The sequence below is a fragment of the Sphingomonas plantiphila genome (genome assembly GCF_046000505.1).
GTDB classification, from domain to species: Bacteria; Pseudomonadota; Alphaproteobacteria; order Sphingomonadales; family Sphingomonadaceae; genus Sphingomonas; species Sphingomonas plantiphila.
In genome coordinates, this window is record NZ_JBELQC010000001.1 from 1,165,691 (window position 1) to 1,177,470 (window position 11,780).

General features: G+C 66.3%; 11 protein-coding genes. 9 read left to right on the forward strand and 2 right to left on the reverse strand.

All coding sequences use genetic code 11. From position 1 onward, the window contains the following. Positions 1–73: 73 nt before the first annotated feature. Entirely contained in the window at positions 74–697 is a 624-nt protein-coding gene (locus ABS767_RS05635; RefSeq protein ID WP_408077376.1) for a gluconate 2-dehydrogenase subunit 3 family protein, read from the forward strand. After that, positions 697–2,388, forward strand: coding sequence for a GMC oxidoreductase (locus tag ABS767_RS05640; protein WP_408077377.1), 1,692 nt, complete (start codon positions 697–699; stop codon positions 2,386–2,388). The genes ABS767_RS05635 and ABS767_RS05640 overlap by 1 nt, the downstream gene beginning before the upstream one ends. 16 nt (positions 2,389–2,404) lie before the next feature. On the opposite strand, the gene ABS767_RS05645 is transcribed toward ABS767_RS05640, so the two are convergent. Beyond that, positions 2,405–3,328, reverse strand: coding sequence for an alpha/beta hydrolase (locus ABS767_RS05645; protein ID WP_408077378.1), 924 nt, complete (start codon positions 3,326–3,328; stop codon positions 2,405–2,407). Beyond that, positions 3,325–4,494: an MFS transporter gene (locus ABS767_RS05650; protein ID WP_408077379.1), complete on the reverse strand. Its 1,170-nt coding sequence runs from the start codon at positions 4,492–4,494 to the stop codon at positions 3,325–3,327. The genes ABS767_RS05645 and ABS767_RS05650 overlap by 4 nt, the downstream gene beginning before the upstream one ends. Positions 4,495–4,691: 197 nt before the next feature. Between ABS767_RS05650 and ABS767_RS05655 the strand changes: the two genes are divergently transcribed. From ABS767_RS05655 to ABS767_RS05685, 7 genes are all read left to right on the forward strand, one after another. Then, on the forward strand, positions 4,692–6,152 hold the full coding sequence (locus tag ABS767_RS05655) for an MFS transporter (RefSeq protein WP_408077380.1): 1,461 nt from the start codon (positions 4,692–4,694) through the stop codon (positions 6,150–6,152). A 54-nt stretch (positions 6,153–6,206) separates the two neighbouring features. Then, complete coding sequence (locus ABS767_RS05660; protein WP_408077381.1) at positions 6,207–7,325, forward strand: FAD-dependent oxidoreductase; 1,119 nt, start codon at positions 6,207–6,209, stop codon at positions 7,323–7,325. Positions 7,326–7,336: 11 nt separating this feature from the next. Further along, positions 7,337–8,239, forward strand: coding sequence for a VOC family protein (locus tag ABS767_RS05665; protein ID WP_408077382.1), 903 nt, complete (start codon positions 7,337–7,339; stop codon positions 8,237–8,239). Positions 8,240–8,339: 100 nt separating this feature from the next. After that, positions 8,340–9,497, forward strand: coding sequence for an alpha/beta hydrolase family protein (locus ABS767_RS05670; protein ID WP_408077383.1), 1,158 nt, complete (start codon positions 8,340–8,342; stop codon positions 9,495–9,497). Beyond that, positions 9,494–10,273 (forward strand): cyclase family protein, encoded by a 780-nt coding sequence (locus ABS767_RS05675; protein WP_408077384.1) that lies wholly within the window; start codon positions 9,494–9,496, stop codon positions 10,271–10,273. Before ABS767_RS05670 ends, ABS767_RS05675 begins: the two co-directional genes overlap by 4 nt. Continuing rightward, complete coding sequence (locus tag ABS767_RS05680; protein ID WP_408077385.1) at positions 10,270–11,235, forward strand: fumarylacetoacetate hydrolase family protein; 966 nt, start codon at positions 10,270–10,272, stop codon at positions 11,233–11,235. The genes ABS767_RS05675 and ABS767_RS05680 overlap by 4 nt, the downstream gene beginning before the upstream one ends. Positions 11,236–11,287: 52 nt before the next feature. Beyond that, entirely contained in the window at positions 11,288–11,749 is a 462-nt protein-coding gene (locus tag ABS767_RS05685; RefSeq protein ID WP_408077386.1) for a nuclear transport factor 2 family protein, read from the forward strand. The last annotated feature ends 31 nt before the right edge of the window (positions 11,750–11,780 follow it).

An 11,780-nucleotide genomic window follows, 5' to 3' on the forward strand; every position in this document is an offset into this window, starting at 1 on the left:
CTAGAAATAGAATATGCATTCTGATAACAGCCGAGTTCGAGGTCGGCAAGGATCGGCGGGGAGAGGGAAAACCATGTCCCAAGCGGGATGGACCAGACGCGAATTGGGTGGTGCGGTGGCACTGCTGGCGGCCGTAGTCGGGATGCCCGCAGCCGTATCGATGCTGTCACGGCAGACCGATGACGACGCACCGACCGACCGCCAGCGAAAAATGATGCGCGCGGTCAGCCAGCTCGTCGTTCCGCGCACCGGCACCCCCGGGGCCGGCGATGTCGGGGTCGGCGATTTCGTGATCCTCGCGCTCGAGCACGGGCTGGACGGGACGCGCCGGCCAGCTGCGTCCGATGCATTGCCGCCGCTCGCAATGGGGCACATGCGCCCGGACGGCAGCTTGCGCTTCGTCGCCTGGCTGGAGGCGGAACTCGACCGCGCGGCAAATGGCGACTGGATCGGCAAGCCCGAAGCGCGCCGCGCGGCATTGCTGACCAAGCTCGACGCCGACGCCTATGCGGCGCAGGGCGACCATCCATGGAAAAAGGTGAAGGGATTGATCCTGACCGGATATTACACCTCCGAGACCGGTGGCGCGCGCGAGCTGAACTATGAGCTGACGCCGGGCCTCTTCGATCCCGCAGTGGCGATCAAGCCGGGCGCGCGCGCCTATTCGAGCGACTGGACCGCGGTGGATTTCGGCTGATGGCGCAGGACATGCAATTCGATGCGATCGTCGTCGGTTCGGGGATCACCGGGGGCTGGGCGGCAAAGGAGCTGACCGAGGCGGGCCTCAAGGTGCTGATGCTCGAACGCGGGCGGATGATCGAGCACCAGACCGGCTATGTGAACGAGACCAAGGCCCCGTGGGACATGCCGTTCCGCGGGATCGGCGATGCCGAGAAATATGCCCGCGAATATCCGGTGCAGATGCTCAACCGGCATTTCACCGAATTCACCGAGCCGCATTTCGTCAGCGATGCGGAGAATCCCTACACGACCGGTGACGGGACGGATTTCACCTGGTTCCGCAGCTATCAGCTCGGTGGGCGCTCGCTGACCTGGGGGCGGCAATCCTATCGCTGGTCGGACTATGACTTCGGCGCGAATGCGCGCGACGGCCACGGCACCGACTGGCCGATCCGCTATGCCGATGTCGCGCCGTGGTATGACAAGGTTGAGGAGTTCATCGGCGTGTCGGGCGCTGCCGAGGGCCTGCCGCAATTGCCCGACGGGAAGTTCCAGCCGCCCATGGCGCTCAACGTGGTCGAGCAGGCCGTGCGCGAGCGGATCTCGGCGCGCTGGCCCGAGCGGCGGCTGACGATCGGGCGCACCGCCAATTTGACGCAAGCGAAGGACGGACGTGGCGAATGCCAGCGCCGGTCGATCTGCGCGCGCGGCTGTTCCTATGGAGCGTACTTTTCGACCCAGTCGAGCACGCTCCCCGCAGCGCAGAAGACCGGCAATCTGACGCTGGTGACCGATGCGGTGGTGGAAAAGGTCGATTACGATCCCGCGACGCGCCGCGTGACCGGCGTGCGCTGGGTCGATACCAAGACCAAGGCGCGCACCAGCGCGACCGCGCGGATGGTGTTCCTCAATGCCGGCGCGTTCAACTCGGTCCATCTGCTGCTCAACTCCGCCAGCGACGCGATGCCGAACGGGCTTGCCAACACGAGCGGCGTGCTGGGCACGCACATTATGGATCATGCCAGCACGCTGGCGGCGATCGCGCTGATGCCGGGGTTCGAGCAATGGACGACGTTCGGCAACCGGCCGACCGGGATCGTCATCCCCCGCTTTCGCAACATGGATGCGATGGATGGCGCCGGGCACAGCCGCGGTTTCTCCTATCAGGGCGGCGCGCTGCAATCGGGCTGGACGCGCGGCAAGCGCGAGGCGGGCATCGGCGCTGCGTACAAGGAAGCGTTGCAGCCGCCGGGCCCGTGGCGGATGGTGCTGGTCGCCTTTGCCGATTGCGTGCCGCGCGCGAGCAACCGGCTCACGCTCGACCGCAGTCGTACCGACGCCAATGGCCTGCCGGTGCTCAAGGTCGATTTCGCCTTTGGTGCCGAGGAACATGCCGCGCTCGCGCAGGCCAAGGCGGATGCCGCCGAGATGATGACCCAGGCCGGGGGGCAGGTCATCATGGGGTTCGACCGGCCCAATCCGGGCGGCAGCGCGATCCACGAGATGGGCGGCGCGCGCATGGGCAATGATCCGGCGACATCGGTGCTGAACAAGTGGAGCCAGGCGCACGACATCGCCAATCTCTTCGTGACCGATGGCGCGCAGATGAGCTCGACCGCGTGCCAGAACCCCTCGCTCACCTATATGGCGCTCACCGCACGTGCGTCGGCGCATGCAGTAGGGCTGCTGAAGGAAGGGATGCTCTGAACCGGCGAAAGCCCGCTCAGCCCGCTGGCTTGAGCATTCCGATGCTGTCGAGCCAGCGGTAGAATTGCTCGATCCACCCCGCTGACGCGGTGCCGGGGCGGCCCAGGCCGAAACCGTGGCCGCCATTGGCGAGCAGGTGAAACTCGATCGGGCGGCCAGCCTTGCGATAGGATTCGACCAGCGGGAAGCCATCGACATCGCGGAGCAGGAAATCATCCGCCGCGATCGTCACGAACATCGGCGGCGCGTTGGCCGGTACGGCCATCGCAGCCATGTTTGGATAGATCGGTGCGGCAAAGGCGGGCATCGTCGCGCCGCCCTGCGCCACCACCGATCGCGTGAGGAACCCGCCCGCGGAAAAGCCCATGAACCCGACGCGATCGGGATCGACGCCATAGCGCGCGGCATTGGCGCGGACATGCGCGAGCGCGGCGAGGCCGTCCGCCAGCGCTTCGGGCGGCGTGTCCTTGGGGTTGGCGAAGCTTACTTTCTCGCCGCCGATCATCCGGTTGAACTCGGCGTCCCACACCGCATTGTCGCGCGGTGTCGGCAGGACGCGATATTTGAGGACGAAGGCGGCGATGCCGTGATTGGCGAGCCAGCGCGCGACCTGCCACCCTTCGGCATCGATCGACAGTCCCAGGAAGCCACCGCCGGGCGCGACGATGACCGCCGCGCCGGTCGCAGGGCCGGCCGGAAGAACCGGGGTGAGCGTCGGATGCGAGACATTGCGCACGCCGATCGTACCGTTCTGCAGCATCCATTGCTCGCGGTCCGGGCCCTGTTTCGGCGCGGTGGCGAGCGGTTCGGCACCAGGCTGTCGCGGCGCTTCGATCACGACGTGGACAAATCGCGGCGGTTGCTGCGCGAGCGATCCGGGGGCCGACATCAGGGTCGTCAGCAGCGCGGCAATCGCACAGCTGCGCCGGAAGCCGATCATGCCGCTGCCTGGGTCATCGTCCCGGGGCGACTCCGGCCGACCAGGAACAGCACCGCGACCGCGCCGATCACGCCGGTAATGCCGGCAGCGAGAAACGCGCCCTGCATGGTGCCGAGCTGCCCGCGAACCGCGCTGACGATCAGCGGCGAGACGAATTGCCCGAAGAAGAAGCAGGCGGTCCATAGCCCCATGCCGCGGCCGCGATGTGCATAGGGCAACTGCCCCTGCGCCCAGTAGATCAGCGTGACGACGCCCATCCCGGCACCGGTCTGTTGCACCGCCGTGCCGAACACCATCATGCGCCAGTCGCCGGCGAGGCCGATCAGCGCGAGACCGATCCCGAGCACCGCGAGGAACGCCGACAATTGCCCGCGCGAACTGACGCCGGTGCGGCCCAGCACCCAGTAAATCAGCGCGCCGAGCAGCACGCACAGGCTGGGCAGCGCGGTGATCCGGCCGATCTTGCCTGGATCGCTGACGCCCAGCTCCTGCCAGACCAGCCCGCCATTGATGATGAACACATAATAGAGGATCGACGAAAACAGCGTGACGCCGCCGATCGTCGCGAACACCCGCCACGGCGTGTTGCCGGCCGTGGCCGACTCGCCTGCCGCTGCTGCCGGCTGTTCGGCGCGCGGCTCGTACATGTAGCGCAGCATCGCCAGGAAGATCGGGAACGCGACGAGGTACAGTAGGAAAATGCCGTTCCAGCGCCACGCAGTCAGCGTCCCGGCGAAGAAGATCATCAGCGATGAGAGGCCCGGGCCGATCAGCCCCTGAAGCGTCAGCCAGTTGCGCCGACCGCGATCGTCCCAGTAATCGGCGATCAACGTGTTGAGCGTGGTGAGGATCGCCGCTTCGCTGAGGCCGAGCAGCAGGCGTGAAGCATAGATGGCGTCGAGCGATTCGAGCAGGAAGGGGATCGCGCCGAACACGCCGTAGAACAGCGTCGAGACCAGCAGCAGCTTGCGCCGGCCGAACCGGTCGACCAGCATCCCGATGAACAGCGCGACCAAGGCGATCGTCAGCCCGGGGGCGGACACCATTGCGGGCACTTTCCAGCCCGCATTGGGATCGGCGCTGAAATGCTGGATCATCGCCGGGACGGCGGGGAACATCGAGACGATCGCCATGATCGGCAGGAAGCCCGCGACGATGACAGTCACCCCCTGCGGCACACCCGGCGTGCGTGATTTTAGTGAAGCGTCCAACGCACCTGTCTCCCACGATCGCGGCTCTGTGAGGTGTTGGGCCCAGCCGCTTGCCTTGACGATAGGAGAAGATTCCGAATAATAGAAGCATCATTTTAATTAAGGCTCGCGCATCGCTCGTCGCGCATTGCCGACGCGGAATTGGGGGACGGATGGCGGAGACGGCCAAGGCGCCAGCAGGCGCGGGCGCGAGCGAGGCATTGACCAGTCGCCAGAAGACCGTCGCCTTCGTCACGGTGCTGATCGCGCTGGTGCTGGAAGTCGCCGACTCCACCATCGTCAATACCGCGCTGCCGGAAATTCGCCGCGTGCTCGATGCGTCGCCTGCCGCAATGCAATGGATCGTGGCCGGCTATCTGCTGGTGCTCGGCTCGCTGCTTCTGCTCGGCGGCCGGCTCGGCGATGCGTTCGGCTATCGTCGCATGTTCCTCATCGGGGTCGGCGCGTTCGTCGCGACATCGACGCTGTGCGGCCTCGCGCAGACGCCCGAGCAGCTCGTGATCGCGCGCTTGCTGCAAGGCGCGGCGGGGGCGATGATGGGCCCGCAGGTGATGGCCATCGTCCAAGTGCTGTTCACGCCGCTGGAGCGGGTCGCGCGGCTTGCCTGGTTCGGCGTGGTCGGCGGGCTCGCCGCGATCCTCGGGCCGATCCTGGGCGGCCTGCTGATCGAAGTCGACCTGTTCGGTCTGGGCTGGCGGCTCATCTTCCTGATCAACCTGCCGATCGGCCTGTTCGCCTTGTGGCTCGGCATCCGCACGATCCCGCACACGCGCGGCGCGCACGGGCTGCGGATCGACATGCCCGGCGCAGCGCTGTTCGCGATCGGTTTCGCCGGCGTCCTGCTCGCGCTGATCGACGGGTCGGAACATGGCTGGCCGGCATGGACACTGGTGAGCGGGCTGGCAGGATTGGCGGCGATCTATGCCGGCTGGCTTCGTGCGCGGGCGCGACGGCGCCAAGACCTGCCGGCGATGATCGAGCCGATGCTGTTCCAGCTGCGCACGTTCCGCTGGGGTTTGCTCGCGATCCTCGCCTTTGCCTCCGCTGCGACGGGGTTTCTGCTGGTGCTGGCGATCTCGCTTCAGCAGGGGCTGGGCAAGTCGCCGTTGCAGACTGCGCTGATCCATGTGCCCTTCAGCTTGGGTGTGATGGCGGGCATCAGCCTGATCGGGAAGCGCTATCTGCCGCGGTTCGGCCGCTGGCTGCTGGTGTGTGGCGCGGGAGTGCTGGCGAGCGGCGGGGCCCTGTCGCTGGCGCTCGTCGCATCGGGTGACGGGGGGAGCCCGCTTCTGCTCGGCCTGCTGTCGCTCGCGGGCATCGGCATGGGCATGGTCGCCGGCCCGCTGCCGCCGGTGGTCGTCGCCGATGTCGACCGCGTCCATGCCGGCACCGCGAGCGCGACGCTGCGCACCGCGCAACAGCTCGGCGGCGCGCTGGGGGTTGCGGTGATCGGCGCGGCCTTCTTCCTGGCCGCGACGGATGAGGGGGCAGGACGGCTGGCCGGGCTGGCGCCGGCGAGCGCGGTGTTCGTTACCCTGCTGCTGGGATCGGCAATCGCCGCGCTGCGGCTGCCGGCCGACATCTTCGGCACGCGCTCGCCGGGTCCGCGTTGACGCGCGCATCGCTCTTATTTAGAGTAATCATTCTAATATTGAATCGGGAGAGGCGTGTTGGACGGTAAGCGCTGTCTGATCGTTGGCGGTGGCATCGGTGGCCTGACGGCGGCCGTCGCGCTCGCGCGCAACGGTCAGCGCGTAACCGTCATCGAGCGCGATCCGCGCTGGTCGATCTATGGCGTCGGGATCATTCAGCAGGCCAATGTCGTGCGCGCGATGGCGCAACTGGGCCTGGCCGATGCCTATCTCGAAGCCGGTGTGCCGTTCGATCAGGTGACGATCCATGCGCCGGGCGGTGCGCTCATCGCGCGGGTGCCGTCCCCCCGGCTGGCGGAAGGCTATCCGCCCAATGTCGGGATGAGCAGGCGCAGATTGCACGACGTGCTGCTCGATCGCGCGATCGCGCTCGGTGTCGAGATCCGCATGGGCACCACCGTCGCTGCACTGACGCAGGATGACGACGGTGTCGATATCGAGTTCGATGACGGGACGGACGACCGGTTCGATTTCGTCGTCGGCGCGGACGGCATCTATTCGAACCTGCGCGCGCGGCTGTTTCCCGAAGCGCCGCAACCGTGCTTCGCCGGTCAGTCGGTATGGCGCTACAACCTGCCGCGTCCCGACGATCTCGATTCGCTCCGCGTCTTCAACGGGCCCACGGGCATCGGACTGGTGCCGATGAGTGCGGACACGATGTACATGTTCGTGACCACGCCTGAGCCGGGCAACCCGCACTATCCCCGCAAGGGCCTTGCCGCAGCGATGCGCGGCAAGCTCCAGAGCGCGGCGCCGGACATTCAGGCCCTTGGCGAACGGATCGTGGATGATGTAGAGGTCGTCTATCGCCCGCTCGAGCATCTGTTCGTGGATGGACCCTGGCATGTCGGCCGGGTGGTGCTGATCGGCGACGCGGTTCATGCGACGACGCCGCATCTGGGGCAGGGGGCCGGCCTCGCGATCGAGGATGCCGTTGTCCTGGCCGAAGAAGTCGCGCGACACGCCGTGCCGGAAGCTGCCTTTGCCGCCTATCGCGAGCGGCGCGTCGAACGCTGCCGCTTCGTCTGCGAACTTTCGCTGTCGATCTGCCGCGGCCAGATCGGCGAGGGCGACCCCATCGATAATTCTGATGCGACGGCGGCGATGTTCGCCCGCACCGCCGAACCGATTTGAAGGAAGACAAGATGAGCCGAGTGACCGAGATCCGTTTTGTGGGTTATGGCGTCGAGGATTTCGATGCCGAACGCGCCTTCTACGCCGACGACTGGGGCCTGGTCGAAGTCGCGGCCGATGCCGACACCGCCTGGTTCAAGACGCACGGCCATGACGAGCACCACGTCGTCCGCCTGCACCGCTCGTCCAGCAACTGCGTCGAGGTGATCGCGCTCGCTGCCGACAGCCGTGCCGATGTCGATGCACTGCAGGTGCGGGTGGCCGGGGCCGGCTGCAAACTAATCCATGAAGCACGCGAATTGACCGGGCCGGGCGGGGGCTATGGTTTCCGCTTTTTCTCGCCGGATGGTCTGCCGTTCGAGGTTTCGTGCGACGTAGCGCGCGGCGACCGGCGCGACATGCAGCGCTGGGAAGGCATGCCGGTCAAGATCAGCCATATCGTGCTGCATTCGCCGGATCATCAGGCGGCGGTGAAGTTCTTCGTCGACGTGCTGGGGTTCAGGGTCAGTGACTGGCTCGGCGATTTCATGTGCTTCCTGCGCTGCAATTCGGCGCATCACCGCCTCGCCATCCTGCCCGGACCGCCCTGTCTCAACCATGTCGCCTATGACATGCTGACCGTGGACGACATGTTCCGTGGCGCCAGCCGTTTGAAGAAGCGCGGCACCGATATCCGCTGGGGTCCGGGCCGGCACACTGCCGGCAACAACACCTTCAGCTACTTCACGACACCGGGCGGTTTCGCGGTCGAATATACGTCCGAACTCGACGAGGTCGACTTCGACGCGCATGTCGATCAGGTTCACGTGCCCGGTCCGCAGGTGATGGACCAGTGGGGGACGGGCGTCGGCGGTCCGCAGACGATGCCACACCCGCACGCCGATCCGTGCCTGTTCAGGCCGGCCGAACTGTAATGCGGGCAGCGGTCGCGATCGGCGTGGGGCTGTCGGGCGCGGCCACGATGCCGACATCCTCCGCCATTCTCCACCCCATGTTCTGAAGGACAGAAGTTTCGTGGCGCTGTTTGAATATTTCCCCAACTATATCTGGAACCTGTCGGTCGCGATCGCGATGGAGAGCGGCGGGCAGATCGGCGAGATCGTCGATATGTGCCAGCCGATCCGGGACGCGGCAGCCAATGGCGCGGATGCCGGCACGCCGCAGTTCATGAAGGCGTGGGCCGCGATGGGCGAGAAGCTGCTCGAACTCGCCGGGGAGGACGAGGCGAAGGGGCGCAGCTTCTCGGCATCGAACAAGCTGGAGCGTGCGTCGCTTTACCTGTTCACCGCCGAGCGGATGCAGGGGCATGGCGCGCCAGGGCGAGAGGCGACATACGCCAAGGCACGTGAAGCGTTCGATCGCTCGACCGCCCTCGGGCAGCTCAACCGTGAGCGTGTCGAGATCCCGCTCGAAAGCGGCACCATGCCCGCGCTGTTCACCCGCGCGCCGGGGGAGGGGAAGAAGCCGGTCGTCGTCTTCTGCAACGGCCTCGATAGCTGCAAGGAGCTGCTCTACTGGACGCGGCTGCCCTCGGAGCTCGCGCGGCGCGGCATCTCGACGCTGTGCGTCGATCAGCCCGGCTCGGGTGAGGCACTGCGGCTGCAGAGCCTCCCCGTCGATCCGCACAGCGAAAGCTGGGCAAGCAAGGCGGTCGACTGGCTGGAGCGGCAGAGCGAAGTCGATCCCGAACGCATCGGGATGACCGGAATTTCGCTCGGTGGGCATTTCGCGCCGCGCGCGGTGGCGTACGAGCCGCGCTTCGCCAGCGGCGCGGTGTGGGGTGCGAACCACAATTGGCGCGAGGTGCAGGACAAGCGCATGGCGCGCGAGGGCGAGAACCCGGTCCCGCATTACTGGGCGCATGTCCATTGGGCGTTCGGCGCGAAGGATCAGGACGACTTCCTGGACAAGTCCGCGGCGATGAACTTGAACGGTCATATGGACCGGATCGAGGTGCCGTTCCTCGTCACCCATGGCGCGAACGATCGCCAGATCAGCGTCGCCTATGCCGACGACCTTTACGACCAGCTGGTCAATTCGCCCCGGCGCGAAAAGGTGATCTTCACCGCGCGTGAAGGGGGCGTCGAGCATGTCGGCGCGGACAACATGGCCTATGGCCGCGATCTCATCTCGGACTGGTTCGCCGAAACGCTGGGAGGTGCCACCGCATGAGCCGCCGTTTCGTCGATCTGTCGATCACGCTCTGCAACGACGTGGTGAGCGATCCGCCCTTCCTGAAGCCCGAGATCACCTATCAGACGCACATGGACACAGCGCCTGAACTCGACATCTTCTTCCCGGGCGTGACGGCGAAGGATACGCCGGACGAAGCCGGCTTCGCGGCGTCCGAATGGGTGAAGCTGACGACGCATAGCGGCACGCATCTCGACGCGCCCTATCATTTCCACCCGACGATGAACGGTGGCGAGCGGTCGATCACGATCGATGAGGTGCCGCTGGACTGGTGCTTCCGCCCGGGCGTGAAGCTCGACTTCCGGCACTTCGCCGACGGCTATGTCGTCACCGCCGCCGATGTCGAGGCCGAACTCGCGCGGATCGGGCACGACCTGCAACCACTCGATATCGTGCTGGTCAACACCGCGGCCGGCAAGGCGCTCGGCCAACCGGACTACGTCAATGTCGGCTGCGGCATGGGCTACGAAGCGACGATGTACCTGACCTCGCGCGGCGTGCGGGTGACCGGCACCGATGCATGGAGCTGGGATGCGCCATTCGCGCATACCGCCGAGAAGGTCAGGGAAACCGGCGACACCTCGCTGATCTGGGAAGGGCATAAGGCCGGGCGCGACATCGGCTATTGCCACCTCGAAAAACTGCACAATCTCGAAGTGCTGCCGGGCAACGGCTTCACCGTCAGCTGCTTCCCGCACAAGATCAAGGGCGCCTCGGCCGGCTGGACCCGCGCCGTGGCGATTTTCGAGGAATGAGGCTCGGGACGCTCAAGCGCGGCGGGCGCGACGGCACGCTGGTGGCGGTGAGCGCCGACGGCGCGCGCGTCTCGCCGGTGCCCGGCTGGCCGACCCTCCAGACAGTGCTCGATCACTGGGATCTGGCGCTGCCGGCGCTGCACGCCGCCGCCGCTGCTGCCGAGCCGGGCGAGGCGGTCGACCCCGCATCCTTCGCCGCGCCGCTGCCGCGCGCGTGGCAATGGCTCGACGGGTCGGCCTTTCCGACGCATGGCGAGCTGATGCAGCAGGCGTTCCACCTGCCGCCGATCGAGAGTGACAAGCCGCTGATGTATCAGGGGCTGTCGCACCAGTTTCTTGGACCGACCGACGACGTGCCACTGCCCAGGGAAACGGACGGCATCGATTTCGAGGGCGAGTTTGGGGTCATCACCGGCGATGTGCCGATGGGGTGCAGTGCCGCCGACGCGCTGCAGCACATCCGCCTGATCGTACTCATCAACGATTGGTCGTTGCGCGCCATCGCGCCGGTCGAGATGAAGACCGGGTTCGGCTGGGTGCAGGCCAAGCCTGCCTGCAGCATGGCCCCCTTCGCACTGACGCCCGATCAGCTGGGCGATGCCTGGCGCGACGGCCGGGTCTGCCTGCCGCTGACGGTGGAGGTGAACGGCCAATGGTTCGGCAACCCCAATGGCGACACCATGGCCTATGGTTTCCACGAGCTGATCGCGCATGCCGCCTATAGTCGTTCGCTGCCCGCCGGCACGATCATCGGATCGGGCACCGTGTCCAATCCCGATCACGCGAGCGTAGGATCCACCTGCATTTCCGAACGCCGCGCGATCGAGATGATCGAACATGGCGCGCCGCGGACCCCGTTCCTGACGTTCGGGAATCGAGTGAAGATGCACGCCGGATCGGCGGCGTCGAACTTCGGCGTCATCGATCAGCAGATTATCGGATCGGAAGCGGAAACGATGTGAAACACGGCCGCGGCGAACAAGCGGCGAGGTCACGAAGGAGAGGTAGAGAACCATGTCGATCGATCATCACGCCCGACTTGATGTCCACGACCTGCTCGCGCGATTCTGTCACGCCATCGATCGTGGCGATACGCGCGCCTGGCTGGAGCTGTTCACGGGGGACGGCACCTTCGAATGCGGCGAGGGCGGCACGTTTGCCGGCAGGGCCGAGCTCACCGATCTGCTATCGAAAATCCGCGAATGCGTCGGCGATTGCAGCCGGCACCTCATCACCGCCGTCGTCATCAATCGCGGCGCGACCTGGCGGGATCTGCACGTCGAGGCCTATGGCCCGGTCATGGACCTGCGCAACGGCGGCATGATCACCGAATTCTACGACTATGAATTCCATCTCCGGCTCGCGGGACAATGGCGGGTCCGCGCAGTCAGCGCCCGCCACATCGGCTCTACCGCGCCCTTGCTGCAGGTCAACGATGCCAAAGGGGTCAACACGGCCGCGCATAGGTTGAACTGACGATCAACGACGTTCGTCACCGAACCGATGC

Bases quoted from the DNA above. Each gene is read 5' to 3' on its own strand.
- ABS767_RS05675 (WP_408077384.1), top strand. From the start codon at position 9,494: ATGAGCCGCCGTTTCGTCGATCTGTCGATCACGCTCTGCAACGACGTG.
- ABS767_RS05645 (WP_408077378.1), bottom strand. From the start codon at position 3,328: ATGATCGGCTTCCGGCGCAGCTGTGCGATTGCCGCGCTGCTGACGACC.
- ABS767_RS05665 (WP_408077382.1), top strand. From the start codon at position 7,337: ATGAGCCGAGTGACCGAGATCCGTTTTGTGGGTTATGGCGTCGAGGAT.
- ABS767_RS05635 (WP_408077376.1), top strand. From the start codon at position 74: ATGTCCCAAGCGGGATGGACCAGACGCGAATTGGGTGGTGCGGTGGCA.
- ABS767_RS05685 (WP_408077386.1), top strand. From the start codon at position 11,288: ATGTCGATCGATCATCACGCCCGACTTGATGTCCACGACCTGCTCGCG.
- ABS767_RS05680 (WP_408077385.1), top strand. From the start codon at position 10,270: ATGAGGCTCGGGACGCTCAAGCGCGGCGGGCGCGACGGCACGCTGGTG.
- ABS767_RS05640 (WP_408077377.1), top strand. From the start codon at position 697: ATGGCGCAGGACATGCAATTCGATGCGATCGTCGTCGGTTCGGGGATC.
- ABS767_RS05655 (WP_408077380.1), top strand. From the start codon at position 4,692: ATGGCGGAGACGGCCAAGGCGCCAGCAGGCGCGGGCGCGAGCGAGGCA.